Source organism: Streptomyces sp. WMMB303, assembly GCF_029351045.1.
GTDB lineage: Bacteria > Actinomycetota > Actinomycetes > Streptomycetales > Streptomycetaceae > Streptomyces.
Map to the genome: position 1 here is coordinate 449,284 of NZ_JARKIN010000001.1, position 23,480 is coordinate 472,763.

Genomic DNA, 23,480 nt, shown 5'->3' on the forward strand with positions numbered 1-23,480 from the left:
GAGCGGTCAGGAAACCGGGTCGTGCACGGTGACGAGCTTGGTGCCGTCCGGGAAGGTCGCCTCGACCTGGACGTCGTGCAGCATCTCCGGGATGCCGTCCATGACGTCCTCGCGGGCCAGGACCGTGCGACCGGATTCCATGAGTTCGGCGACGCTCCGGCCGTCGCGGGCGCCCTCGAGCACGTGCGCCGTGATGAGGGCGACGGACTCGGGGTGGTTCAGCCGCAGTCCGCGCTCCCGGCGTCGCCGGGCGACGTCGGCCGCGACGTGGATGAGCAGCCGCTCCTGTTCGTGCGGGGTCAATTGCATTGTCTCCACCTCACCGTCGTCACCGGGCCCGGAAACACCCTGGTCACTCGCGGCGACGACCACGCCCGGTAGGTGTATCACACATCGGATTGTGTGCCGCCGACGGATCCGGAGAGTACGGCAGGGCCGTTTCAACGGCGTTAACCCACTTCGCCTCCGTCAACTCCCCGATCACGGCACGCCCCGGCGGTGCACGCACCCCGGATCCTGGCCGCCGCGTCGACCTGCGGAGAGCAGGGCCGAGCCGATGCCGCCCGGACCGAGCGGGAGCCTCAGGGTCGGCACTTGCACCTGCCACGACCGGAGCAGCACGAGGCCGGATCCGCGGACGGGAGCGGACCCACGCCCCCGGTTTCCGCAACCCTCTGTCCGATATGCGCTCTTGACGGGGACGACTCCTCCCCCTGAATCTCATGTCCACGTCACATCGCACCACTTCGTGTCGCCGCTCCGGGCGACACCCCGCCGACTCGGCGGTCCCCCACACCCCCCACACATCGGAGCTCACAGTGATACGCGGACACCGCAGACCGCAGCACCGTGCCGCCCTCGCCGCCGCGGCGAGCGCCGCACTGACACTCGCTCTCCTCGGCGCGGCCGACGGGACGGCACTGGCCGCTCCCGACGGCGCCGGAGCACGGGCGGCCCAGGCGCCCGACATCGACGTCGCGGCCGTCCAGCAGGACCTCCAGGAGCTGCAGTCGGTCGCCGAGGCCAACGGCGGCAACCGGGCTCACGGCAGCCCCGGCTACCGGGCCTCGCTGGACCACATACGCGCGAAGCTGGACGCCGCCGGATTCGAGACCAGCGTCCAGGAGTTCACCAGCGGCGGCGAGACCGGCTACAACCTGATCGCCGACTGGCCCGGAGGTGACACCGGGTCGACCCTGATGACCGGTGCCCATCTGGACTCGGTCCGCTCCGGACCCGGCATCAACGACAACGGTTCGGGTTCCGCCGGGATACTGGAGACGGCGCTGGCCGTCTCCGCCGCGGACCTGGAGCCCGCCAAGCACCTCCGGTTCGCCTGGTGGGGAGCGGAGGAGCGGGGACTGGTCGGATCCGGCCACTATGTCGACAGTCTCTCGGAGGGCGAACTCGGCGAGATCGACACCTATCTGAACTTCGACATGATCGGCTCACCCAACGCGGGCCACTTCGTCTACGAGGACGACGCCGCCGTCGAGTCGGTCTTCGCCGACTGGTTCAGCTCCAAGGGCATCGAGACGGAGGCGTCCGAGGAGACCAACGGGCGCAGCGACCACGCCTCGTTCAAGAGCGCGGGCGTCACCGTCGGCGGAACCTTCACCGGCGCGGGCGAGCGCAAGACCCAGGCGCAGGCGGACAAGTGGGGCGGCACGGCGGGTCAGCCGTACGACCCGTGCTACCACTCGGCGTGCGACGACACCTCGAACGTCGACGAGAAGGCACTCGACCTGCACAGCGACGCGATCGCCCACGCCGTCTGGAAGCTCAGCTCCTGACCGAATCGGTCCGGGGGCTCAGCTCCTGACACACGGCCCCCACGGGCTCACCCTCCCTGGCCCGGCCGCCGGTCTCCGGCGGCCGGGCCGCGGTGCTCCGCGGCGATGCCGAACCGCCGCGCCTCCCCGGACACCGCGCCACCGGTCTCCCGGATCCCGGAGACGGTGCTGATGATCTCCTCCGACGCCTGCTGGTCCTGGTCGGCGGCCTCCAGACGCTCCAGATCCGCGGCCGAGACCAGCGCCGCGAGCGGCTTCCCGTGCCGGGTGACCACCACCCGCTCCTCGCCGTAGACGACCCGATTGATCAGCTCCGCCAGTTCGGCCCTCGCCTGCGTCACCGGAATCTCGTAAGCCATGTCCGCCATTCTAGGGCCGCCCACGGAACCGCAGGTCAGAGCTGGTATGCGGCGTACCGGGGGAAGAGTGTGGGCTGTCGGCACGGACCCGGGAGCCGGGCCGGGGTGCTTCGCCCGCAGCGGAATGCCCCCTGCGCAGGGGGCTGTTGGCGCCCGCTCATGGCACGCTACTCAACGTACATTCTGTACGTCCTGTACGTTTCTCGCGTGAGAGTGGAGTGCGACGCCATGCGGAACCAGCCACCAGCACCGACAGCCCGGTACGTCCTGCCGGAGTTCACCGAGCGCACCAGCAGCGGGACGCGGACGTTGGATCCGTACGCGAAGCTGCTCCAGGAACGGATCGTCTTCCTGGGCAGCCCGATCGACGACACCTCCGCCAACGACGTGATGGCACAGTTCATCCACCTCGAGCACGCCGCGCCGGACCAGGACATCTCCCTCTACATCAACTCACCGGGCGGCTCGTTCACGGCAATGACCGCGATCTACGACACGATGCGGTTCGTCAGCTGCGACATCGAGACCGTGTGCCTGGGACAGGCGGCCTCGGCCGCCTCCGTGCTGCTGGCGGCCGGGGCCCCGGGCAAACGGCTCGCGCTGCCGGGCGCGCGCATCCTCATCCACCAGCCGTCGCTTCCCGAACCCGTGCGCGGGCAGGCCGACGACCTCGAGATCCAGGCACGGGAGATGGCGCGCACCCGCGAACTGCTGGAGGAGCTGTACGCGCGCCACACCGGCCGGCCCCGCGACCGCATCAGCCAGGACCTCGAACGCGACACGATCCTCACGGCGCGGCAGGCCGTCGACTACGGCCTCGTCGACCGGCTGACCGCCACCCGCAAGCCGGCCCTCTCCCCGGCGCGGGGGTGAACCGGGGTGCCCCGCGACTGGCCGCCGGGCCTGCCGCCGCTGCCCGCGCTGACCCGTGCCGAGAGCGAGGTGGTCGACGCCTATCTGGAGGCGCTGGACCTGGTCGGCCGGATCAACCCGGCGCGCGGCCGCGACACCTACGGAGCACTGCGCGCCGCGCAGGGTCTGGCGAGCAAAGCGGTCCGACTGCGGGACGCGCTGGCGCTGATGCACGAACGCGGCGAGAGCACGCTGCACGCCACGACGCTGGAGCGGGCGCTCCGAGTACTGGACGGCGACCGGCGCGCGGAGCGGGTCCTGCTCCCGGCGCCGGAGCCGGGCGAGCCCGGCGGCTGAGGCAGCAGCACACAGCCGGCGCCTGCCGACCGGGATCCGGCGGCGTGCGGCGGCGCCCGAAATCCGGATGACGGCCGTGGCCCCGGTGGCTACGGTCCGGGTATGAACGCTGCTCTGGTGACCGTCTCCCCGCCCCCCGCGTAGGGCGGGCGGCCACGCGCGACCGCCGCGGCGGACGGACAACCTCCGCCGCGGGGGTCGGTGGTGCCCGCGCACGGGTCCATTCACCGACCTCTCCTCACGCGGAGCACATTCGTGTCGACTTCTTCCGCCGGTTCGACCGGCTCCTTCGGCCTGCCCGTCGGGCAGGGCCTGCTCTTCCTCGCCGCAGCCGGTGCCACCTGGGGCACCACGGGTGCGGCAGTCGATGTCCTCCACTCCTCCAGCGACCTGGGACCGCTGGCGATGTCCTTCTGGCGCTACGTCGGCGGCCTGGCCCTGCTGCTCGTGGGCCGGGCGCTGCTGCGGCGGCGGCCGGCCCGCCCCGGCCGGCCCGGCCGCGACACCCCGGCGCGCGGCCGATCCCGGTACGTGGTGCGGCTGTCGACCGGCCTGTGCATGGCCCTCTTCCAGACTGCCTACTTCGCCGCCGTACCGGCCACAGGGGTGGCCGTCGCGACGATCGTGACGCTGGGCGCGGCACCGGTGTTCGTGACCCTGGGCGCCCGGGTCGTGCTGCGGGAGCGGCTGGGCCGGGGCGGGATGTGCGCTGTCGCCGCCGCACCGGCCGGGCTCGCCGTCCTCGTGCTGGGCGGGGGCGGTGGCGAGGTGCGGCCGGCCGGTGTCACGCTCGCCCTGCTCTCCGCGGTCTCGATCGCGGTCTCGGTGCTGCTGGCCCGATGGGTGGGCAGTACCGGTTCGCCGGAGAGCGCCTTCACCCTCACCGTGTGGTCGCTCGGCGTCGGTGCGGTGGCGCTGCTGCCGTGCGCGGCCGTGGAGGGGGTGCTGCCGCACACCGGGGAACCGCTCCGGGTGGCACTGCTGCTCCTGTATGTGGGAGCGGTGCCGACGGCGCTGGCGTACCCGCTCTACTTCGCGGGTGCGGCCGTCGTCCGCGCGGCCACGGCGTCGGTGGTCATGCTGATCGAACCCCTCAGCGCGACCGTCCTCGCGGTGGGGCTGCTCGGGGAGCGGCTGACCCTGCCGATGCTCCTGGGCGCCACGGTGCTGCTGGCCGCGGTGGTGCTGCTGACCCGGGCGGAGACGGCACGCACCGCCTGCTGAGCGCCCGCTTCTGACACGGCGCTGGGCTCCGGCGGATGGACACGCTGGCGAAGATCCTCAAGTCGGCCGCACAGGGCGGATTCCCGCCGTCCGACGGCGGACTGACCGTACTCCCCCAGCCCTCGCCCCGGGACGCGGGGGTACTGGCACTGACCGGACACTCGGTCGTCTTCGCCGACGTACCGCCGGAGTGGGTGCGGCGCCAGGTGCCGCCCGACGACCTCGGCGCACCGATGGGGCCGCCCTTCCTCAGCGCACTGTGCGGCAGGACCGGCCGGGAGGCGGGCAGCATCGACGTGCTGCTCGTCCTCCCGCCCGGCACCGGTCCCGCACCGCATCGCGAGGAACCACGGGACACGCGAGCCCTGGTCGGCCCGCCGGACCGGGCACACCCCCGGGTCGCCGACGCCCTGGCGCACCGTTCGCACGTCCGTGTCCGGACGACGGCCGACGGGGGCACGCTGGTGACCGGAAGGGGCGTGGCCGGGCGGTGGGAGGTGGCCGTCGAGGTCGAGCCCTCGGCACGTGGTGCCGGGCTCGGCCGGGCGCTGGCGGCCACGGCCCGCGCCCTGGTGCCGCCGGACGAGGCGCTGTGGGCGCAGGTCGCGCCCGGGAACGCGGCGAGCCTGCGGGCGTTCCTCGCCGCGGGGTTCGTCCCGGTCGGTGCGGAGGTGCTGCTCCGGCCTACGGGCGACGGCGCCGAGACCGCCGGGTGACGGACCCTGCGGGCGCGTTCTCCGAGTCCGTCCGCCCTACGCGGCCGCTCACCCCGCCGGCAGCGGCAGCCAGGGAATCTCCACCCAGATGGTCTTGCCGCCGTCGGGCGCGGGCGCGATCCGCACGGTGCCGCCGGACTCGGCGGTCAGCGTACGGATGATGATCAGTCCGCGCCCGTGGTCCTGCTGTGCCGCGGCCGGGAGCCGCAGCGGCCTGCCCGGATGGCTGTCGGTGACGCCCAGGCGCAGCCGTTCGGTCTGCTCCAGGCGCAGATCGACGGTGAAGGTGGGCGACCTGCCGAAGGTGTGCTGGACGGCGTTGGTGGCGAGTTCGGAGACGATCAGGCGGAGCACGTCCATGGCGTCCGCGCCGTCCGGCAGCCCCCACGCGCGAAGGGCGTCGGTGACATGCCGGCGCGCGGCCGTGACGGAGGCCGGCGCACTCGGCAGGGTGATCGTCGCTTCCTGATGATCCGCCATGGCGAGGCCGTCCCTTCCCGGGGCCGTCGGCTCCTCGGTCGCGCGGCGGCGGGCGTTCCGCGCCCGCCCGGGAAGCGCGGGGAGCGCCCCGGGAACCGCTGCGCGACAGCGTGCCACTCCGCACGGCGCAGTGCGCCCGATCGCCCTGCCTGCCGGGAGTTGTGTCGCCCGAAGCGGTGAACTCTGCCGCGCCCGGCCCAAGGCAACTCCGCCGAGGGCGTATCACGGCTGCCCGCACGGATCGGGCATGCCGGAACCGCGGGCGCGGCCGGTATCGGGAACCGCCTCAGCCGGCGCGCGGCGCCGCGGCGATCACGGTGTCGGCCGCTTCGGCCAGCATCTGCTCGGTCAAGTCGCCACGGGCGGTCAGCCGCAGCCGCGAGATGCCGTCGGGGACGGACGGGGGCCGGAAGCAGCCGACCTGGATGCCCGCGGCACGGCAGGCGGCCGCCCACGCCACCGCGGCCTGTGGCGAGGGGGCATGTACCGAGACGACGGCGGCGTCCGGTCGGGTGGCCTCCAGTCCGGCGGCGGCCAGCCGGGCGTGCAGCTCGGCGGCGACGGCCCTGGTGCGGGCCGCGCGCTCGGGCTCCGCACGCAGCAGCCGCAGGGCGCCGAGCGCGCCACCCGCCGCTGCGGGGGCCAGCCCGGTGTCGAAGATGAACGTCCGGGCGGTGTTCACCAGGTGCTCGATCACGTGCGCGGGACCCAGGACCGCGCCGCCCTGACTGCCCAGCGACTTGGACAGGGTGACGGTCGCGACCGTGCCGGGCCTGCCGGCCAGCCCCGCCGCCCGGGCAGCGCCCCGGCCGCCGTCGCCCAGTACGCCGAGGCCGTGCGCGTCGTCCACGAGCAGACCGGCTCCCGCCGCCGAGCACACCGCGGCCAGCTCGGCCAGCGGTGCCGCGTCACCGTCGACGGAGAAGACGGAGTCGGTGACCACCAGCGCCGGCTCCCCCGCTGCCTGCCGGGGGCGCCCCGCCAACTCCTTGGCCACGGCTTCCGGATCGGCGTGCGCGGCGACGGCCGTGCGGGCGCGGGAGAGGCGGCAGCCGTCGATCAGCGAGGCGTGGTTGTGTGCGTCGGAGACCAGCAGCCCGCCGCCGCCCGGCGCGTTGGTGAGCGCGGTGACCGCGGCGAGGTTCGCGGCGTACCCGGAGGAGAGGACGAGTGCGGCCTCGAAGCCGCAGAAGTCCGCCAGCTCGGACTCCAGCCGTGCGTGCAGTTCGGTGGACCCGGTCACCAGGCGGGAGCCGCTCGCTCCGGCGCCCCAGCGGCGCGCCGCCTCGGCCGCGGCATGGACGACGTCCGGATGCCGGGAGAGACCCAGGTAGTCGTTGCCCGCCAGGTCCAGCAGCGGGGAGTCGGCGGGCCGGGGTGCCAGGGTGCGCAGCAGCCCTGCCGCGCGGCGCCTCCGGAGTGCCTCGGCGGTCCACGCGAAGGGGTCCTGGGACATGGGAGCTCTCTTCGGTCACCCGCGCCGCCGCCCGGGCGGCGGGAGCGCCCGGCGGGATGCGCGGCCTGGATGTTTGTAGGCAGTCAATAGAACCTAACCTGCCATAACGCCGGTCGACGTGTGACAACATCCACACCTCGCTCAAGCGGTCTTGTAGGCTTCCTCCATTACCCAGCAGGGTCGCATGGGCAAGGATCGTGCCCATGGACGACCTGCTGAACTCACTGGTGAACAAGGGGCTCCGCGGCGAGACGCCCACCCGGGACGAAGCACTCGCGGTGCTGCGGACCACCGATGACGACCTGCTCGACGTGGTGGCAGCCGCCGGAAAGGTGCGCCGTCGCTGGTTCGGGAAGCGGGTGAAACTCAACTACCTGGTGAACCTCAAGTCGGGGCTGTGCCCGGAGGACTGCTCCTACTGCTCCCAGCGGCTCGGTTCCGAGGCCGGGATCCTCAAGTACACCTGGCTCAAGCCCGAGGAGGCCGCCGAGGCCGCCGAGGCAGGGGTGCGGGGCGGCGCCAAGCGGGTCTGTGTGGTGGCCAGCGGCCGCGGCCCCACCGACCGCGACATCGACCGGGTCTCCAGGACGATCGGGGCCATCAAGGGGCGGAACGAGGGCGTCGAGGTGTGCGCCTGCCTCGGTCTGCTCTCCGACGGCCAGGCGGAGCGGCTGCGCCAGGCGGGGGCCGACGCCTACAACCACAACCTCAACACCTCGGAGTCCACCTACGGGGACATCTGCACCACGCACACCTACGAGGATCGGGTGGAGACCGTCAAGCAGGCCCGTGGTGCCGGGCTCTCACCCTGCTCCGGTCTGATCGCGGGTATGGGCGAGACGGACGAGGACCTGGTCGAGGTGGCCTTCTCGCTGCGCGAACTGGACGCGGACTCGGTGCCGGTCAACTTCCTGCTGCCGTTCGAGGGCACGCCGCTGGCCGAGGAGTGGAACCTCACGCCGCAACGGGCGCTGCGCATCCTGGCGATGGTGCGGTTCGTGTGCCCGGACGTGGAGGTGCGGCTGGCCGCCGGACGCGAGGTGCACCTGCGGTCGCTGCAGCCGCTGGCGCTGCACCTGGCCAACTCCCTCTTCCTGGGCGACTACCTCACCAGCGAGGGGCAGGCGGGCAGGGCCGACCTGGAGATGATCGCGGACTCGGGCTTCGAGGTGGAGGGCGCGGAGACGACCACGCTGCCCGAACACCGGCGCGGGGAGTCCGGCTCCGCCCCGCACGAGCGGGTCGCGGTACGGCTGCGGGGCACGGGGACGGAGCTGCCGCCCAATGCGTGAGGGCACCATGACGGCGGCGCCCGCCCGAGGGTGCGCCGCCACCGGGGAACTCCTCGCGCTGGACCGGCAGCATGTGTGGCATCCGTACGGGCCGATGCCCGGGACCGCGGAGCCGCTGGTGGTGGAGTCCGCCTCGGGGGTGCGGCTGCGGCTGGCCGAACCCGCGCACGGACAGCGGGAGCTGATCGACGGCATGTCGTCCTGGTGGTCGGCCGTGCACGGCTACCGGCACCCGGTGCTCGACGAGGCCGTGCGCGACCAGCTCGGCCGGATGAGCCATGTGATGTTCGGCGGGCTGACCCACGAGCCGGCGGTGCGGCTGGCGGCGCGGCTGGCCGAGGTGGCGCCCGGCGATCTGGAGCACGTCTTCCTGTCGGACTCCGGTTCGGTCGCGGTCGAGGTCGCCGTCAAGATGTGCCTGCAGCACTGGCGTTCGCTGGGGCGTCCGGAGAAGCGCCGGCTGCTGACCTGGCGCGGCGGCTACCACGGGGACACCTGGCAGCCGATGTCGGTGTGCGACCCGGAGGGCGGGATGCACCATCTGTGGTCCGGTGCGCTGCCGGTGCAGGTGTTCGCCGACGCGCCGCCGGCCGGCTTCGCGGCGGAACCCGACCCGGCCTACGTGGCGCACCTGCACGAGCGGATCGGGCGGCACGCACACGAGTTGGCCGCCGTCGTCGTCGAACCGGTGGTGCAGGGCGCGGGCGGGATGCGGTTCCACTCCCCCGGGTACGTCCGGGCGCTGCGCGAGGCGTGCGACGCGCACGGCGTGCTGCTGGTGCTGGACGAGATCGCCACCGGTTTCGGCCGCACCGGGGAGCTGTTCGCGGCCGACCACGCCGGGGTGGTCCCCGATGTGCTGTGCCTCGGCAAGGCGCTGACGGGCGGATATCTGTCGATGGCGGCCACGCTGTGCACGCCGCGCGTGGCGGAGGGGATCGCGCGCGGCTCGGTGCCGGTGCTGGCGCACGGTCCGACGTTCATGGGTAACCCGCTGGCGTCCGCCGTCGCGGGCGCCTCGCTGGATCTCCTGCTGTCCCAGGACTGGCGGGCGCGAGTGCGGCGGGTGTCCGAGGGGCTGCGCACCGGGCTGGCGGAGGCCGCCGAGCTGCCGGGGGTGCGGGAGGTGAGCGTGCTCGGCGCGATCGGGGTGCTGCGTCTGGACCACGAGGTGGACGTGGCGGCGGCGAGCCGGGCCGCGGTACGTGCCGGGGTGTGGCTGCGTCCGTTCCGCGACATGGTCTACGCGATGCCGCCGTACATCACCGGCGACGAGGACGTGGCACGGATCGCCGCCGCGATGTGCGCGGCGGCCCGGGAGGGCTGAGATGCGGGACGTGGCGGACATGCCGGTGGCACGGGGCGTGCTGTGCGTCTCCGGTGCCGGTACGGAGATCGGGAAGACGGTGACCACCGCGGCGGTGGCGGCGTGCGCGCTGCGGGCCGGCCGTTCGGTGGCCGTGCTCAAGCCGGCGCAGACGGGTGTGGCGGCCGGCGAACCGGGCGACGTGGCGGAGGTGCTGCGGCTGGCCGGCGGCAACGCGTCGGCATCCGGCGCGCCGACCGGCGCCGAGCTGGCCCGCTATCCGGAGCCGTTGGCGCCGGAGACGGCGGCCCGGCGCGCGGGGATGCCGTACGTGTCGGCCGGGGATGTCGCCGAGGCGGCCGGGAAGCTGGCCGCCTCGCACGACCTCGTCCTGGTCGAGGGCGCGGGCGGGCTGCTGGTGCGGTTCGACGGCGCGGGCTCGACGCTGGCCGACGCCGCCCGGCTGCTGGCCGCACCGGTGCTGGTGGTTCTCCAGGCAGGGCTGGGCACGCTGAACACGGCGGCGCTGACGGCGGAGGCGCTGCGGGCCCGCCGTGTGGAGTGCGCGGGACTGGTGATCGGCAGCATGCCGGCCGCGCCGGGTCTCGCCGAACGGTGCAATCTGACCGATCTGCCCCGGTACACGGAGCTACCGCTGCTGGGGGCCGTCCCCGAGGGGGCGGGCGCGCTGCCGCCGTCGCGGTTCGGTGCGGAGGCGCCGGGCTGGCTGGCGCCCGAACTCGGCGGTGAGGCGGTCCCGGCGGCGCTCGGCTGAGCACCGCCGCCGGTCTCTCACAGGGTCCAGGTGCGCAACTCGGCGGAGATCGCGGCCAGGCCGGCGGTGCCGTCCTTGACGAGCCGGGCCAGGTCGCGTATCCGCTCGGGAGAGGTGACCACCTTGAGTCCGCAGGCGACGAGGTAGCCGTAGGCCACGGCGGAGGCGAACAGGGCGTTGGAGCGTTCCAGCGCCGGTACGTGCAGCAGGAGTTGCAGCAGCGCGGCGGCACGGTCGTGCGGTTCGGGGTAGACAGGGCGGCCGAAGACGGCGGCCTCGTGGCGGCTGACGGCGGCGACGAGCGCGCCGTAGTCGGTGACCCGCGGGTCACCCGGGGTCTTCTGCTCGGCGAGGATCAGCAGCCAGGCGAGGTCGACGCGGACGCTCACGCCGCGGGCGGGCCTCCGGCCCCGCTCCCCGGGTTCCGCTCACCGGCCCCGGCCGCGTCGAGTTCCTCGGCGAAGACGGGCGCGTAGCTCTTCATGAAGTCGGCCGCCGCGTCCACGAAGGAGCGGCCCACCTCGGCCGCGTCCCGCTGGACGAGTTCCTCGATGTACCGGTTCACACTCACGCCGCGGGCCAGCGCCCGCTCCCTGGCGGCCTGCGCCGTGCCCTCGTCCACCCGGACGTTCAGTTGCGTCTTCGCCACACCACCACGCTAGCACCGTTCCGCTAGCAGTGAACAGACGTGCGAACGGGGCGCGGTCCATGGCCCGCCGTCTCCGGCCCGCCCGGAATCGGCCCGGTCCGCGCGTCGGCCGGCCCGGCGCTCCTGGGGCAGGCGCGCTGAGCCCGGCACCGCGAACCGACCGCCGACAAGCCGACCGCCGCAGACGAGTCCGCCGTCCGCGCGCGGTCCACCAGGCGAAACGGCGTCGCGGCCGGGGGTGGCCCGTGCTGGGATGCGGGCCATGACTGATCTTGCGATACGGGCGGCGGCCACGTCCGACGTCGACCGGGTACTGGCCTTCTGGCAGGAGGCGGCGGAGGGCACCAGCGTCAGTGACGACCGGGACGGGGTGGCCCGGCTCCTCGCCCGGGACCCGGAGGCTCTGCTGCTGGCGGAGCAGGACGGGCGGCTGGTCGGCACGGTCGTCGCCGGGTGGGACGGCTGGCGCTGCTCCCTCTACCGGCTCGCGGTGCTGCCCGCGCGGCGGCGGCAGGGCGTCTCCCGGGCCCTGCTGGCCGCCGCCGAGGAACGCTTCGCGGCGCTCGGCGGGCGGCGCGGCGACGCCATGGTGTTGGACGCGAACGAGCGGGCACACCGGGCCTGGCAGGCCGCCGGTTACGCTCCGCAGCCCGAGTGGAGCCGCTGGGTCAAGCCGCTGACCTCCTGACGGTTCCCGCCCGCGGGCGGGAACCGGGCAACCGGCCGGCCCGTTTACGCTGTACACGAAGCCGGTCCCGCACTCCCGCGGGCCCGGCACAGTCATCGGATCCGAAAGGTGTGAGCGTCCGCCCATGGGCGACCCTCCCAGTAGCAGCCTCCGACATCGCGCGTACCGGCCACCGCTGTCCCACGATGGGAAGGAGGTGACCGGTCGATGACGGAAGTCCTGCTGCTGCTCGTGGCACTGCTGCTGTCCCTTGCCTGCGGCGGATTCGTGGCGGCGGAGTTCTCCCTCACCACCGTCGAGCGCAGCGAACTGGAGCGCGCCGAGCAGCGCGGCGACCGGGGCGCCAGGAGTGCGCTGGCGGCCGTGCGGTCCCTCACCTTCCAGCTCTCCGGGGCGCAGCTGGGCATCACCGTCACCAATCTGGTGGTCGGCATGCTCGCCGAGCCGTCCGTGGCCAAGCTGATCGCCGGACCGCTGCGCTCGCTCGGCGTACCCTCCTCGGCCTCCTCCTCCGCCGCCCTGGTGCTCGGTACCGCGCTCTCCACCGTGGTGCTGATGGTGATCGGGGAGCTGGTGCCCAAGAACTGGGCGATCTCCCGGCCGCTTCGGGTGGCCCGGGCGGTGGCGACACCGCAGCGGGCCTTCTCGGCGGCCTTCCGCCCGCTGATCCGCCATCTGAACAACACCGCCAACCGGGTGCTGCTGCGGATGGGTCTGGAGCCCACCGAGGAGCTGGCCTCGGCCCGCTCGCCGCAGGAGCTGGTGGCGCTGGCCCGGCACTCCGCCAAGGAGGGCGCGCTGGAGGAGGACACCGCCGACCTGTTCGTACGCACCCTGCACCTGGCCGAGCTGACGGCGGAGAACGTCATGACGCCGCGCGTGCAGGTGACCTCGCTCGAGGTGCAGGCCACTGTCGAGGACGTCGCCAACGCCACCCGCGCCACGGGGCTCTCCCGCTTCCCCGTCTACCGGGGGAACCTGGACACCGTCGTCGGCATCGTCCGGATCAAGGACGTGCTGGCGGTACCCGCCGCCGAGCGGCGGCTGCGGCCGGTGACCGATCTGATGCGGGAGGCACTGCTGGTTCCCGAGTCGCTGACCGTCGACCGGCTGCTGGACCAGCTCTCGGGCGGCGACCGCAGCATCGCGGTCGTCATCGACGAGTACGGCGGCACGGCCGGCGTCGTCACACTGGAGGACATCATCGAGGAGGTCGTGGGCGAGGTGCGCGACGAGCACGACCCGCTGGAGACCCCCGACCTGGCCCCCGCCGGGGAGGACGCCGAGGGCCGGCCCGTCTACGTCGCGGACGGCGCCGCGCGCACCGATCAGCTCCAGACCATCGGACTGCGCACCCCGGAGGGCCCCTACGAGACGCTCGCCGGGCTGATCGCCACCGAGCTGGGACGCATCCCGGCAGCCGGGGACACCGTATCGGTCGCCGGCTGGGAGCTTGCGGTCATGGACGCCAGCGGCCGCCGCGCCGCGCAGGTGCGGCTGTACGGGCCGAAACCCGGTGACGACGACCCGGACGGGTCCGAGACCGGCGACCGGGCGGAGGCGCAGCGATGACGGCGCTCCAACTGCTGATCGGGCTGCTGACGCTGGTGGCCAACGCGTTCTTCGTGGGCGCGGAGTTCGCGCTGATCTCGGTGCGCCGCGCGCAGATCGAGCCGCTGGCCGAGGAGGGCGACAAGAAGGCCCGCAAGGTGCTGTGGGGCCTGGAGCACGTGGCGCAGATGCTGGCCGCGGCACAACTGGGCATCACGCTGTGCACCCTGGTGCTCGGTGTGGTCGCCGAGCCCGCCATCGCGCACCTGCTGGAGCCGGTCTTCCACGCGGTGGGTGTCGGGGACGGCGTGGCGCACGGTGTCTCGTTCGTGATCGCGTTGTCACTGGCGACGTACCTGCACATGCTGCTGGGCGAGATGGTGCCCAAGAACATCGCGCTGGCCGGGCCGGAGCGCACCGCGCTGCTGCTGGGCCCGCCGTTGGTGGCGCTGTCGCGGGCGCTGCGTCCGGTGATCTTCGCGGTGAACTCGTTCGCCAACGCGCTGCTCAAGCTGATCCGGGTCGAGCCGAAGAGCGAGGTCGAGGCGGCGTTCTCGGACGACGACCTCGCCCAGATGGTGGCCGACTCCAGTGAGGCCGGACTGCTGGACGACCGCTCGACCGAACGGCTGCGCGACGCGCTGGAGCTGGGCAGGCGGCCGATCGCCGAGGTGGCGCAGCCGCTGCACAAGGTCGTCACGGCAGGCCGCGGTGTGACCCCCGAGGGACTGGAGAACCTGTCGGCCGAGTCCGGGTTCTCCCGGTTCCCGGTGGTGGACGACGACGGGCGGGTGCTGGGCTATCTGCACGTCAAGGACGCGCTGGACGCCTCGCCCCGGGAGGCCGCGTTCCCGCTGACGGCGATGCGTCCCATCGCCCGGGTGCGGGCCTCGCTGCCGCTGGACGACGTGCTGGGAGCCATGCGCTCCAGCGGAACCCACCTGGCGGCGGTCACCGGCCCGGACGGGCGGGCGACGGGTGTGGTGACCATGGAGGACGTGCTGCGCGAACTGGTCGGCCAGGCGTAGCAGCAGCCCGCCGGCTCGTCGGCAGGTAGGTTCGTCGCCCCGGGGACACCGCAAGGTCGTTGCTCGGGGCAACGGGCTACCATGGGCGACCGTGACCAGTGCCGCTCCCGCCTCACCCGCCGACCCCGCCCGCCCACCGGCCGCCCTCCGCTCCTTCGTCGCCCTGGGCGACTCGTTCACCGAGGGGATGTCGGACCTGCTGCCGGGTGGCGGCTACCGGGGCTGGGCCGATCTGCTCGCGGCCCGCCTCGCGGCCCGGGAGCCGGAGTTCCACTATGCGAACCTCGCGGTGCGCGGCAAGCTGATCGGGCAGATCGCCGCCGACCAGGTCGCACCCGCTGCGGCCATGGAAGCCGACCTGGTGACCCTGGTGGGCGGTCTCAACGACGTACTGCGGCCGGGATGCGACACCGGGCGGGTGTGCGCGCTGCTGGAGGAGTCCGTCGCCACGCTGGCGCCCGCCTGCGGGACGCTGGTGCTGATGCGCAGCCCGGGGCGCCGTGGTCCGGTGCTGGAGCGCTACCGGGCCCGGATGGAGGAGCTCTTCGACTTCGTCGAGGGGCTGGCGGACCGGCACGGCGCGCTGGTGGTCGACCTGTTCGCCTCGGAGGCGCTGGGCGACCCGCGCATGTGGGCCGACGACCGGTTGCATCTGACGGCGGAAGGGCACAGCAGAGTGGCCGAGGCCGTCTGGCAGCGGCTCGGGCTGCCGCCCGGGAGCGACTGGAACACCCCGCTGCCGCCGGCCGCCGCGCCCTCCTGGACGGCGCGGCGTGCCGCGGACGCGCGCTTCGCCCGGGTCCACTTGCTGCCCTGGATCGGGCGGCGGCTGACCGGCCGCTCCTCTGGCGACGGCCGCGCCCCCAAGCGCCCGGAGCTTGCCCCGCTGGCCTGCGAGGACACCGTCGGCACCGGGGTCGCCCTCCCGCCGCCCCGGGGCGCCGGGGACCGCGCGGCCCCGTAGACTCGGGCGGCGTGAGTGACAAGCCGCGCATCCCGAACGTCCTGGCGTCCCGCTACGCCTCCCCCGAGCTGGTCCGCATCTGGTCCCCCGAGTCGAAGATCGTGCTGGAGCGGCGGCTGTGGCTCGCCGTGCTCAAGGCGCAGCGGGACCTGGGCATCGCCGTGCCCGAGGAGGCGCTGGTCGACTACGAGCGGGTGCTCGAGGATGTGGACCTCGCCTCGATCGCGGAGCGCGAGAAGGTCACCCGGCACGACGTGAAGGCGCGGATCGAGGAGTTCAACGCGCTGGCCGGGCACGAGCACGTGCACAAGGGCATGACCTCGCGGGACCTGACGGAGAACGTCGAACAGCTCCAGATCCGGCTCTCCCTGGAGCTGGCCCGCAACCGTACCGTGGCCCTGCTGCAGCGGCTGGGCTCGCTGGCGGGCGAGCACGCGGCGCTGGTGATGGCGGGCCGCTCGCACAACGTCGCGGCGCAGGCCACCACTCTCGGCAAGCGGTTCGCGACCGGAGCCGACGAGCTGCTGGTCGCCTTCGAGCGGGTGGAGGAGCTGCTGCGCCGCTATCCGCTGCGCGGCATCAAGGGGCCGGTCGGCACCGCGCAGGACATGCTGGACCTGCTCGGCGGGGACGAGCAGAAGCTGACCGACCTGGAGCGCAGGATCGCCGAGCACCTCGGTTTCGGCCGCGTGTTCACCTCCGTCGGGCAGGTCTACCCCCGCTCCCTGGATCACGAGGTGGTCGGCACCCTGGTGCAACTGGCCGCCGCGCCCTCGTCGCTGGCCCGGACGATCCGGCTGATGGCCGGCCAGGAGCTGGTGACCGAGGGGTTCAAGGAGGGGCAGGTCGGCTCCTCCGCGATGCCGCACAAGATGAACACCCGCTCCTGCGAGCGCGTCAACGGCCTCATGGTGACCCTGCGCGGCTACGCCTCCATGGCGGGCGAGCTGGCCGGGGACCAGTGGAACGAGGGCGATGTGTCCTGCTCGGTGGTACGCCGGGTGGCGCTGCCCGACGCCTTCTTCGCGTTCGACGGAATGCTGGAGACGTTCTTGACGGTGCTGGACGAGTTCGGCGTCTTCCCGGCCGTAGTGGCCCGGGAGCTGGACCGCTACCTGCCGTTCCTGGCGACGACGAAGGTCCTGATGGGCGCCGTGCGGGCCGGGGTCGGCCGGGAGGTCGCGCACGAGGCGATCAAGGAGCACGCGGTGGCCGCGGCTCTGGCGATGCGCGAGGGCGCGGAGCACAACGAGCTGCTGGACAGGCTCGCGGCGGACTCCCGCATCCCGCTCGACCGCCCCGCGCTGGACGAACTGATGGCGGACCGGCTGTCGTTCACCGGCGCCGCGGCCGCGCAGACCGCGGAGATCGTCAGCCGCGTGCAGGAGGTCGCCGCGCTGCACCCCGAGGCGGCCGGTTACCGGCCCGGAGCGATCCTCTGAGCCCGCGGTTCACCGCCCGGGAGCTGGAGGCGGCCCGCGGCAAGCTGGTGCCGGACGTGGCCGCCGAGGGGCTGCGGGTGCTGTTCTGCGGCATCAATCCCGGGCTGCTCTCCGCCGCCACCGGCCACCACTTCGCCCGCCCCGGCAACCGGTTCTGGCCCGCCCTGCACGCCTCGGGGTTCACCCCGAGGCGGCTGCTCCCCGAGGAGGAGCGGGAGCTGCTCGCCTACGGGCTGGGCATCACCAACGTCGTCGCCCGGGCCACGGCGCGCGCCGACGAGCTGACCCGCGCGGAGTTCGCCGAGGGCGGGCGGCTGCTGGAGGCGAAGGCGGCACGGCTGCGGCCGAAGTGGCTCGCGGTGCTGGGCGTCACCGCCTACCGCGCGGCCTTCGACGATCCGCGGGCGGCGGTGGGGCCGCAGGAGCGACTGGTGGGCGGCGTGCCGGTGTGGCTGCTGCCCAACCCCAGTGGGCTCAACGCGCACTACACGCCGTCCGCGCTGGCCGAGAAGTTCGGCGAGCTGCGGGCGGCGTCAGCCGAGGACTGACGGTGCGCTCCTGCCTCGCTCCCCCGCGGCTGCCAGGAGCTGCAGCGGGATGTCCTCGCCGTGCCGGGCCAGCCCGACGCCCATCCAGCGGTCTCGCACCGGCCACACGGCCAGCTCGGCGACCCGCCAGCACACCGTCCGCTCGGGCTCGGGCAGTGTGGCGCCCTCCGCCGCTGCCAGCAGATGGGGGCCGAGGTCGACCGTCTCCGGCTCCCCCCACTGCCGGGACAGCAGGACGATCAGCGCTTCGTGGTCTGCGCGGACCTCTCGCTCGGCCTCCAGGAGTTCGAGCGGGTCGCCGTCGGAGTGCGGATCCGCGGTACGTAACACGGCGGTCCGGGCGGCGGGGTCGGCCCGCAGTCCGTCGAGGGCGGCAAGGTGGTGCGCGAGGTGCATAGGAGCAGTCAACCGTGCGGCACCGACAGCCGGTTGGGCGGCCCTACGGCCGCCGGCCGCCGCGGTCCGGCTGCGCGGGGCCGTCGCGCCGCCGGGCCGTGGTCGGCCGGCGCGGTCCGGCCGCCGCTCGCCGTGTCTCCCCGCAGCGGTTACGATCCGCACCACGCGCACAGGCAGGGAGGCGGAGCGTGAGCAAGCTGACCGGACGGGATCCCTCCCTGCTGCGGCGGATCAACTCCACGGTCGTGCTGCGGGCGCTGCGCGGGACGACGGCTCCGGTGGCGCTGACGCTCACCGAACTGGTGCAGGCCACCGAGTTGTCCCGGCCCACGGTCGAGGGCGTGGTGGAGGATCTGATCGAGGCGGGGCTGGTCGCCGAGGCCGCCGACGCGGCGGCGCGGCCGGGCGGCACGGCGCGCCGCGGGCGGCCGGCCCGGAGCTTCCGGTTCCGCGCGGAGGCGGGGCGGCTGCTGGGCCTGGAGATCGGTCCGCACCGGGTGGCGGCCGTCCTCTCGGATCTGACCGGTCGGCTCACCGGCTCCCTGACCCGCGAGGTGGACGAGGCGGCGGAGGCCGAGGCGCGGCTGGAGCGGATCCGGGGCACCGTCGCGGAGCTGCTGCGGCGGACCGGCACCGCCCGGGACGCGCTGCGCGCGGTCGGAGTGGGCACTCCGGGCATCGTGGAGGCGGACGGGACGGTGCGGCTGGGCACGGCGCTGCCCGGCTGGACGGGGCTCGCGCTGGGTGAGCGGCTGCGGCGCTCGTTCCGCTGCCCGGTGCTGGTGGAGAACGACGCGAACGCCGCGGTGCTGGCCGAGCACTGGAAGGGCGCGGCGCGCGGCGTGGACGACGTGGTGATGGTGCTCGCCGGGCTGAGCCCCGGGGCCGGCTCACTGATCGGGGGACGGCTGCACCGGGGCTTCGGCGGTGCGGCCGGGGAGATCGGGGCGCTGCACCTGCTGGGCCGGGAGGTCACACCCGAGCGGCTGCTGTCCACGACCGACGAGCCGTTGCACCCGCTCGACGAGGCCGCCGTCGCCCGGGTGTTCGCGGAGGCCCGGATCGGGGACGGCCGGGCGCGCCGGGCCATGGACCGCTTTCTCGCCCGGCTGGTGCACGACGTGGCGGCCCTGGTGCTGGCGCTGGATCCGGAGCTGCTGGTGGTCGGCGGCTGGGCCTCCGGGCTGGACGGAGTGCTGGACCCGCTGCGCGCCGAGTTGGAGCGCTACTGCCTGCGCCCGCCGCGGGTGGCGCTCTCCCGGCTGGGCGACACGGCGGTGGCGACAGGCGCCCTGCGGGTGGCCCTGGACCGCACGGAGAGCGAGCTGTTCACCGTGGAGGGCGCCGAGACCGTCGGTTGACCGCCGCACCCCGCTCGCGCCGACCCTCCGTTACCGGTTCCGGGTCAGCCCGCCAGGACCGGCACCGGGTCCGCGTCGCTGAACGAGAGCCGGCAGGTGTCGGCCCGGTAGGTCGCGACGGAGACCGCGGCGGTGCCGCCGTCGGACAGGAAGCGCGTCGTGACGATCAGCACGGGCGCGCCGGGCAGCCGGTCGAGACGGCGTGCGTCCTCAGCCCGTGCGGAGCCCAACTCGACCGTGCGGTCCTGCCCGCCGAAGGGGAGCCGGTGCAGCTCGCGCAGGACCGTGCGGGCGCGCGCCGCCTCGGATCCGTCGTCGGCGGTGACGGGGGGAACTGAAGCGGTGGGGACGTAGAGCACCTCGGAGGCGACCTGCTGGCCGCCGGTCGTCCGGCTGCGGAGCACCGCGTGCACGGGTGCGTCGGCTGCCACGCCGAGGGTGCGGGCCACCGCGGCGGGGGCCGGGCCCGCTGCGTACTCCTCCGCGTGCCAGGCGTCGCCCGGGGCGCCCGGCCAGGTGTGCGGGCCGGACTCGGAGCCGACGTCGACGCCCACCCGGGGTGGTGCGACCGTGGTGCCGACCCCGCGGCGGCGCTGCAGTCGCCCTTCCAGTTCGAGCTGCTCCAGGGCCTGGCGGAGTGTCGCGCGGGCGACTCCGAAGCGGGCGGCCAGTTCGCGTTCGTTCGGCAGGATCTCGCCGACCGCGAACTCCGAGTCGAGCGCCTCGGAGAGCACCGTCCGCAGATGCCAGTACTTCGGCTCCGGCACCGTCTCCAACTGCGTGGTCCCCACCCTTGCCTCCGCAATCCCCGTACACCCGACGGACGGTGTGCGGCCGGTGTTTATGCGTCCTTGTTTTTTAAAGGTCCTTGCGTATGCCTTCCGACCTTAGGACGCCCCCCACCCTTGGTCAAGACCAATGCCCCGGGGTCGCCCCCCTTGCCGCCCGCCGGACCGGCTGCGATGATCGATCATCGATCAGAGTTGCCGGCAGCTGCCCCGGAGGACCCCCATGCCTCGCCCCCGCACCCCCACCTCGCTGCGGCGTGTCACCGTCGTCACCGGTGCAGGCCGCGGCATCGGCGCCGCCACCGCGCTGCGGCTCGCGCGGGACGGCCACCACATCGGTGTCAACTACGTGGCGGACGAGGAAGCCGCGGCCCTTACCGCGGAGGCCGTCCGGGCCACCGGGCGCGAGGCCGTCACCGTCCGGGCCGACACCGGCGACCCGGACGCGGTGGACCACCTGTTCGACACCGTGCGAGACGCCCTCGGCCCCCTGACCGGACTGGTCAACAACGCCGGTGTCTCCGGTCCGCTCGGCCGGTTCACCGAGACCTCCCCCGAGGTGATGCGGCGGGTCGTGGACGTCAACGTGACGGGGGCGCTGCTGTGCGCGCGGCGCGCCCTGCGGGAGCTGTCCACCGCACACGGCGGGCCGGGCGGCGGGATCGTGAACATCTCCTCCTGCGCGGCCACTCTCGGCTCGCCCGGCGAATACGTGCACTATGCGGCGTCGAAGGCCGCCGTCGACGCCATGACGGTGGGGCTGGCCAAGGAGTTCACCGGCGAGGGCGTACGCGTCAACTGCGTGCAGCCGGGGTCGGTTCTCACCGAGATGCACGCGCGGATGGGCGACCCGGACCGAGCATGGAAGAAGGCCGAGATCACCCCGGCCCGGCGCCCCGGGGAACCCGAGGAGATCGCCGACGCCGTCGCCTGGCTGCTCTCCGACGAGGCGTCCTACGTCTCGGGCGCGGTCCTCAGAGCCGCGGGCGGCCTGTGACGCCGGGCTGCTCGCCCGCTCCCGCCAGGTGGGCGAGCTTGGCCGGGTTGCGGATCAGGTGGACGGTCCGCACCAGCCCGTCGGCCACCTCCAGCGAGAAGACCGTGTCCGGCCGTCCGGCGACGGTCAGCAGCACCGCCGGACCGCCGTTGAGTTCCGGGAAACTGATCCCGAGGGCCGGATCCCGCATCCCGTCCGGGGCGACGGCGGCCAGGAACCGGCTGATCCGGTCGGCGCCGACGACGACCCGGCGCGGCGCCTTGGCCGCCCCTCCGCTGTCGGCGACGAGACGCGCGTCCGGCGCCAGCACCGAGACCAGCCCGTGCACATCTCCCTCCGCCGCGGCCTTCAGGAACCGCTCGGTCAGCTCCCGGCGCAGCGCGGGGTCGACCTCGAAGCGCGGCTTGCGCTCGGCCACGTGCCGCCGGGCCCGCCCGGCGAGCTGACGCACGGCCGTCTCGCTCCGCTCCAGCGTCCCGGCGATCTCCGCGTAAGGGAAGCCGAACGCCTCGCGCAGCACGAACACCGCGCGCTCCAGCGGCGAGAGGGACTCCAGCACCACCAGCACCGCCAGCGAGACCGATTCGGCCAGCATCGCGCGCTCGGCGCCGTCGGGACCCTGCGCCGCCGGGCCCGGGCCGGTGAGCACCGGCTCGGGCAGCCAGGAGCCGACGTACGCCTCGCGCCGGGACTGCACCTGGCGGAGCCGGTCCACGGCCAGCCGGGTGGTGACGCGCACGAGGTACCCGCGCGGCTCGCGCACCTGCGCACGGTCCACCGCCGCCCACCGCAGCCACGCCTCCTGCACCACGTCCTCGGCATCGGCCACCCGGCCCAGCATCCGGTAGGCGACGCCCTCGAGCACCGGGCGGTGCTCCTCGAAGACCTCGGTCGCGTCAGCGGTCACGGCGTCATCATGCCATCGGGGGCCGGTCCGCGGGACACGCGGGGCTTCCCTGGACGAGCGCTTGCTGACATCGTGTCAACGAGTCGCGGCGCGCCCCCGAGACGGGGCGCCGCGCCGCCGCCATGCCGCGCAGCACCGCAGGGACCCCAGGAGTGGCCATGCCCGCCGTCTTCACCCCGCAGACACCCGCGAGTGTCTCCACCTCCGTGGTCGAGGTCCCGGTGGCCGGAGGGGCACCGGTCGAGATGGCCTACGAGCGGCGCGGCTCGGGCGAGCCGATGCTGCTGCTGCACGGCATCGGGCACCACTGGCAGGCCTGGGAGCCGGTGCTGTCGGTGCTCGCGGGAAGCTACGACGTGATCGCCCTCGACCTGCCCGGCTTCGGCAGCTCCCGGCCACTGCCGGACGACGCCTCCTACGGGCTGCGCCGTGTGGTGCCGCTGCTCGCCGCGACCTGCACGGCCCTGGGAGTCGAGCGCCCCCACGTGGTGGGCAACTCGCTGGGCGGACTGCTGGCCCTGGGGCTCGGCCTGCACGGCGCGGCGCGTTCGGTCACGGCCCTCTCGCCCGCGGGCTTCTTCACCCGCCCCGAGCGGCTGTACGCCTACGGGGTGCTGCGCGGCATGCGGGCCGGGGCGCGGGCCTTGCCCGACCCGGTACTGGAGATACTGGCCCGCACCTCTGCCGGGCGCGCCGCCCTGACCAGCACCATCTACGCCCGCCCCGGGCGGCGTCCGGCCGACGCCGTGGTGGCCGAGACCCGCGCCCTGCGGCAGGCGGCGGGCTTCGCCCCGGTACTGGCGGAGGGCCGCCGCCCCGGGGCGCGCTTCGACCAGGACCTCGGCAACCTGCCGGTGACGATCGGCTGGGGCGACCGGGACCGGCTGCTGCTGCGCCGCCAGGGCGTCCGCGCCAAACGCGCGATGCCCGGCGCCCGCCTGGTGCGGCTGCGCGACTGCGGCCACGTACCGATGAACGACGACCCGGCCACCGTCGCCCGCATCGTCCTGGACACGGCCCGGCAGGCGGACGCGCGGCCGGGAACGGGTGCGAAGCTGTGGCCATGACTCCTCCCCCTGCATCCGGCGGTGTCACCACCCGGACCGCACGTCCGGAGGACTACGACGCGATCATCGCGGTGGTGGACGCCTGGTGGGGCAAGCCGGTGACGGGCCTGCTCAACCGGCTGCACCTGGACCACTTCCACAGCACCAGCCTGATCGCCGAGGACGCGGGAGGCGAACTCGCCGGCATCGTCGTCGGATTCCTGTCCCCGTCCCGCACCGACGAGGCCTACATCCACTTCACCGGGGTCGCCCCGGCGGCGCGGCGCACCGGGCTCGCGAGGTCGCTCTACGAGCAGTTCTTCGCCTGCGCGCACCGGAACGACCGCAGGGTCGTCGAGGCGATCCCCTCGCCGCAGAACAGCCGCTCGATCGCCTTCCACACCGCCATGGGCTTCGAGTGCTCGGAACCGGTCGCCGACTACGACGGGCCGGGGCAGGACCGCGTCGTCTTCGTCCGCCGCCTGTGACATGCCGGCCCGCGGGC

At 74.0% G+C, this 23,480-nt stretch carries 27 protein-coding genes; 18 read left to right on the plus strand and 9 right to left on the minus strand.

What is annotated here, in order from left to right; genetic code table 11:
- Window positions 1–6: 6 nt before the first annotated feature.
- Entirely contained in the window at window positions 7–309 is a 303-nt protein-coding gene (locus P2424_RS02115) for an urease subunit gamma (RefSeq protein WP_276478788.1), read from the minus strand.
- Between the two features lie 509 nt (window positions 310–818).
- Between P2424_RS02115 and P2424_RS02120 the strand changes: the two genes are divergently transcribed.
- Complete coding sequence (locus P2424_RS02120; RefSeq protein ID WP_276474097.1) at window positions 819–1,793, plus strand: M28 family metallopeptidase; 975 nt, start codon at window positions 819–821, stop codon at window positions 1,791–1,793.
- 47 nt (window positions 1,794–1,840) lie between these two features.
- Here the strand turns inward: P2424_RS02120 and P2424_RS02125 are convergent, their stop codons facing one another.
- A complete protein-coding gene (locus P2424_RS02125) occupies window positions 1,841–2,152 on the minus strand; it encodes a type II toxin-antitoxin system Phd/YefM family antitoxin (protein ID WP_276474098.1) in 312 nt (103 codons plus the stop codon).
- Window positions 2,153–2,380: 228 nt separating this feature from the next.
- On the opposite strand from P2424_RS02125, the gene P2424_RS02130 reads away from it, so the two are divergent.
- The 4 genes from P2424_RS02130 to P2424_RS02145 all read left to right on the plus strand — a co-directional run bounded on the left by P2424_RS02130 (window position 2,381) and on the right by P2424_RS02145 (window position 5,301).
- Entirely contained in the window at window positions 2,381–3,025 is a 645-nt protein-coding gene (locus tag P2424_RS02130) for an ATP-dependent Clp protease proteolytic subunit (RefSeq protein WP_276478789.1), read from the plus strand.
- 6 nt (window positions 3,026–3,031) lie between these two features.
- A complete protein-coding gene (locus P2424_RS02135) occupies window positions 3,032–3,361 on the plus strand; it encodes a hypothetical protein (RefSeq protein ID WP_276474099.1) in 330 nt (109 codons plus the stop codon).
- 255 nt (window positions 3,362–3,616) lie between these two features.
- A complete protein-coding gene (locus P2424_RS02140; RefSeq protein ID WP_276474100.1) occupies window positions 3,617–4,585 on the plus strand; it encodes an EamA family transporter in 969 nt (322 codons plus the stop codon).
- Window positions 4,586–4,620: 35 nt separating this feature from the next.
- Complete coding sequence (locus tag P2424_RS02145; protein WP_276474101.1) at window positions 4,621–5,301, plus strand: GNAT family N-acetyltransferase; 681 nt, start codon at window positions 4,621–4,623, stop codon at window positions 5,299–5,301.
- A 48-nt stretch (window positions 5,302–5,349) separates the two neighbouring features.
- On the opposite strand, the gene P2424_RS02150 is transcribed toward P2424_RS02145, so the two are convergent.
- Both P2424_RS02150 and P2424_RS02155 read right to left on the minus strand, forming a co-directional pair.
- Entirely contained in the window at window positions 5,350–5,781 is a 432-nt protein-coding gene (locus P2424_RS02150) for an ATP-binding protein (protein ID WP_276474102.1), read from the minus strand.
- Window positions 5,782–6,067: 286 nt separating this feature from the next.
- Entirely contained in the window at window positions 6,068–7,237 is a 1,170-nt protein-coding gene (locus tag P2424_RS02155; protein ID WP_276474103.1) for an 8-amino-7-oxononanoate synthase, read from the minus strand.
- Between the two features lie 203 nt (window positions 7,238–7,440).
- On the opposite strand from P2424_RS02155, the gene bioB reads away from it, so the two are divergent.
- The 3 genes from bioB to bioD are packed head-to-tail and all read left to right on the plus strand — an operon-like array spanning window position 7,441 to window position 10,610.
- Window positions 7,441–8,529 carry a biotin synthase BioB gene (gene bioB, locus P2424_RS02160; protein WP_276474104.1) on the plus strand — a complete coding sequence of 363 codons (1,089 nt, stop codon included), beginning with the start codon at window positions 7,441–7,443 and terminating at the stop codon, window positions 8,527–8,529.
- 7 nt (window positions 8,530–8,536) lie between these two features.
- The gene (locus P2424_RS02165) at window positions 8,537–9,856 is read left to right on the plus strand and encodes an adenosylmethionine--8-amino-7-oxononanoate transaminase (RefSeq protein ID WP_276478790.1); all 1,320 of its coding nucleotides are present in this window, start codon (window positions 8,537–8,539) and stop codon (window positions 9,854–9,856) included.
- A 1-nt stretch (window position 9,857) separates the two neighbouring features.
- Entirely contained in the window at window positions 9,858–10,610 is a 753-nt protein-coding gene (bioD, locus tag P2424_RS02170) for a dethiobiotin synthase (protein ID WP_276474105.1), read from the plus strand.
- Between the two features lie 17 nt (window positions 10,611–10,627).
- On the opposite strand, the gene P2424_RS02175 is transcribed toward bioD, so the two are convergent.
- Window positions 10,628–10,999 (minus strand): fic family toxin-antitoxin system, toxin component, encoded by a 372-nt coding sequence (locus P2424_RS02175; protein WP_276474106.1) that lies wholly within the window; start codon window positions 10,997–10,999, stop codon window positions 10,628–10,630.
- On the minus strand, window positions 10,996–11,259 hold the full coding sequence (locus tag P2424_RS02180; protein ID WP_276474107.1) for a toxin-antitoxin system HicB family antitoxin: 264 nt from the start codon (window positions 11,257–11,259) through the stop codon (window positions 10,996–10,998). Before P2424_RS02180 ends, P2424_RS02175 begins: the two co-directional genes overlap by 4 nt.
- Before the next feature lie 262 nt (window positions 11,260–11,521).
- Here P2424_RS02180 and P2424_RS02185 point away from each other — a divergent pair, with 262 nt between their 5' ends.
- The 6 genes from P2424_RS02185 (at window position 11,522) to mug (ending at window position 17,480) form a co-directional block, all read left to right on the plus strand.
- Window positions 11,522–11,947 carry a GNAT family N-acetyltransferase gene (locus tag P2424_RS02185; protein WP_276474108.1) on the plus strand — a complete coding sequence of 142 codons (426 nt, stop codon included), beginning with the start codon at window positions 11,522–11,524 and terminating at the stop codon, window positions 11,945–11,947.
- Window positions 11,948–12,154: 207 nt separating this feature from the next.
- Window positions 12,155–13,519, plus strand: a complete 1,365-nt coding sequence (locus P2424_RS02190; RefSeq protein WP_276474109.1) for a hemolysin family protein — start codon at window positions 12,155–12,157, stop codon at window positions 13,517–13,519.
- On the plus strand, window positions 13,516–14,526 hold the full coding sequence (locus tag P2424_RS02195) for a hemolysin family protein (RefSeq protein ID WP_276474110.1): 1,011 nt from the start codon (window positions 13,516–13,518) through the stop codon (window positions 14,524–14,526). Before P2424_RS02190 ends, P2424_RS02195 begins: the two co-directional genes overlap by 4 nt.
- Window positions 14,527–14,617: 91 nt before the next feature.
- Complete coding sequence (locus tag P2424_RS02200) at window positions 14,618–15,490, plus strand: SGNH/GDSL hydrolase family protein (protein WP_276474111.1); 873 nt, start codon at window positions 14,618–14,620, stop codon at window positions 15,488–15,490.
- A gap of 11 nt (window positions 15,491–15,501) precedes the next feature.
- Window positions 15,502–16,932 (plus strand): adenylosuccinate lyase, encoded by a 1,431-nt coding sequence (gene purB / locus P2424_RS02205; protein WP_276474112.1) that lies wholly within the window; start codon window positions 15,502–15,504, stop codon window positions 16,930–16,932.
- A gap of 47 nt (window positions 16,933–16,979) precedes the next feature.
- The gene (mug, locus tag P2424_RS02210; protein ID WP_276474113.1) at window positions 16,980–17,480 is read left to right on the plus strand and encodes a G/U mismatch-specific DNA glycosylase; all 501 of its coding nucleotides are present in this window, start codon (window positions 16,980–16,982) and stop codon (window positions 17,478–17,480) included.
- On the opposite strand, the gene P2424_RS02215 is transcribed toward mug, so the two are convergent.
- Complete coding sequence (locus tag P2424_RS02215; protein ID WP_276474114.1) at window positions 17,466–17,876, minus strand: hypothetical protein; 411 nt, start codon at window positions 17,874–17,876, stop codon at window positions 17,466–17,468. The genes mug and P2424_RS02215 overlap by 15 nt on opposite strands.
- Window positions 17,877–18,064: 188 nt before the next feature.
- On the opposite strand from P2424_RS02215, the gene P2424_RS02220 reads away from it, so the two are divergent.
- Window positions 18,065–19,237 carry an ROK family protein gene (locus P2424_RS02220; RefSeq protein ID WP_276474115.1) on the plus strand — a complete coding sequence of 391 codons (1,173 nt, stop codon included), beginning with the start codon at window positions 18,065–18,067 and terminating at the stop codon, window positions 19,235–19,237.
- A gap of 44 nt (window positions 19,238–19,281) precedes the next feature.
- Here P2424_RS02220 and P2424_RS02225 read toward each other — a convergent pair whose 3' ends face one another.
- Complete coding sequence (locus P2424_RS02225; protein WP_276474116.1) at window positions 19,282–20,028, minus strand: GntR family transcriptional regulator; 747 nt, start codon at window positions 20,026–20,028, stop codon at window positions 19,282–19,284.
- 220 nt (window positions 20,029–20,248) lie between these two features.
- Here P2424_RS02225 and P2424_RS02230 point away from each other — a divergent pair, with 220 nt between their 5' ends.
- A complete protein-coding gene (locus P2424_RS02230; protein WP_276474117.1) occupies window positions 20,249–21,022 on the plus strand; it encodes an SDR family oxidoreductase in 774 nt (257 codons plus the stop codon).
- On the opposite strand, the gene sigJ is transcribed toward P2424_RS02230, so the two are convergent.
- Complete coding sequence (sigJ, locus tag P2424_RS02235; protein ID WP_276474118.1) at window positions 21,000–21,929, minus strand: RNA polymerase sigma factor SigJ; 930 nt, start codon at window positions 21,927–21,929, stop codon at window positions 21,000–21,002. The two genes, P2424_RS02230 and sigJ, sit on opposite strands and share 23 nt — an antisense overlap.
- A 158-nt stretch (window positions 21,930–22,087) precedes the next feature.
- Between sigJ and P2424_RS02240 the strand changes: the two genes are divergently transcribed.
- Together P2424_RS02240 and P2424_RS02245 are read left to right on the plus strand one after the other, a co-directional pair.
- Window positions 22,088–22,996, plus strand: coding sequence for an alpha/beta fold hydrolase (locus P2424_RS02240; RefSeq protein ID WP_276474119.1), 909 nt, complete (start codon window positions 22,088–22,090; stop codon window positions 22,994–22,996).
- Entirely contained in the window at window positions 22,993–23,463 is a 471-nt protein-coding gene (locus P2424_RS02245; RefSeq protein ID WP_276474120.1) for a GNAT family N-acetyltransferase, read from the plus strand. The genes P2424_RS02240 and P2424_RS02245 overlap by 4 nt, the downstream gene beginning before the upstream one ends.
- Window positions 23,464–23,480: the final 17 nt, after the last annotated feature.

Excerpts from the sequence above, each read along its gene's own strand:
- P2424_RS02115 (WP_276478788.1), bottom strand. The coding sequence starts at position 309 with ATGCAATTGACCCCGCACGAACAGGAGCGGCTGCTCATCCACGTCGCG.
- P2424_RS02125 (WP_276474098.1), bottom strand. The coding sequence starts at position 2,152 with ATGGCTTACGAGATTCCGGTGACGCAGGCGAGGGCCGAACTGGCGGAG.
- P2424_RS02130 (WP_276478789.1), top strand. The coding sequence starts at position 2,381 with ATGCGGAACCAGCCACCAGCACCGACAGCCCGGTACGTCCTGCCGGAG.
- P2424_RS02145 (WP_276474101.1), top strand. The coding sequence starts at position 4,621 with ATGGACACGCTGGCGAAGATCCTCAAGTCGGCCGCACAGGGCGGATTC.
- P2424_RS02150 (WP_276474102.1), bottom strand. The coding sequence starts at position 5,781 with ATGGCGGATCATCAGGAAGCGACGATCACCCTGCCGAGTGCGCCGGCC.
- P2424_RS02155 (WP_276474103.1), bottom strand. The coding sequence starts at position 7,237 with ATGTCCCAGGACCCCTTCGCGTGGACCGCCGAGGCACTCCGGAGGCGC.
- bioB (WP_276474104.1), top strand. The coding sequence starts at position 7,441 with ATGGACGACCTGCTGAACTCACTGGTGAACAAGGGGCTCCGCGGCGAG.
- P2424_RS02165 (WP_276478790.1), top strand. The coding sequence starts at position 8,537 with ATGACGGCGGCGCCCGCCCGAGGGTGCGCCGCCACCGGGGAACTCCTC.
- bioD (WP_276474105.1), top strand. The coding sequence starts at position 9,858 with ATGCGGGACGTGGCGGACATGCCGGTGGCACGGGGCGTGCTGTGCGTC.
- P2424_RS02185 (WP_276474108.1), top strand. The coding sequence starts at position 11,522 with ATGACTGATCTTGCGATACGGGCGGCGGCCACGTCCGACGTCGACCGG.
- P2424_RS02190 (WP_276474109.1), top strand. The coding sequence starts at position 12,155 with ATGACGGAAGTCCTGCTGCTGCTCGTGGCACTGCTGCTGTCCCTTGCC.
- P2424_RS02195 (WP_276474110.1), top strand. The coding sequence starts at position 13,516 with ATGACGGCGCTCCAACTGCTGATCGGGCTGCTGACGCTGGTGGCCAAC.
- P2424_RS02215 (WP_276474114.1), bottom strand. The coding sequence starts at position 17,876 with ATGCACCTCGCGCACCACCTTGCCGCCCTCGACGGACTGCGGGCCGAC.
- P2424_RS02230 (WP_276474117.1), top strand. The coding sequence starts at position 20,249 with ATGCCTCGCCCCCGCACCCCCACCTCGCTGCGGCGTGTCACCGTCGTC.
- P2424_RS02240 (WP_276474119.1), top strand. The coding sequence starts at position 22,088 with ATGCCCGCCGTCTTCACCCCGCAGACACCCGCGAGTGTCTCCACCTCC.
- P2424_RS02245 (WP_276474120.1), top strand. The coding sequence starts at position 22,993 with ATGACTCCTCCCCCTGCATCCGGCGGTGTCACCACCCGGACCGCACGT.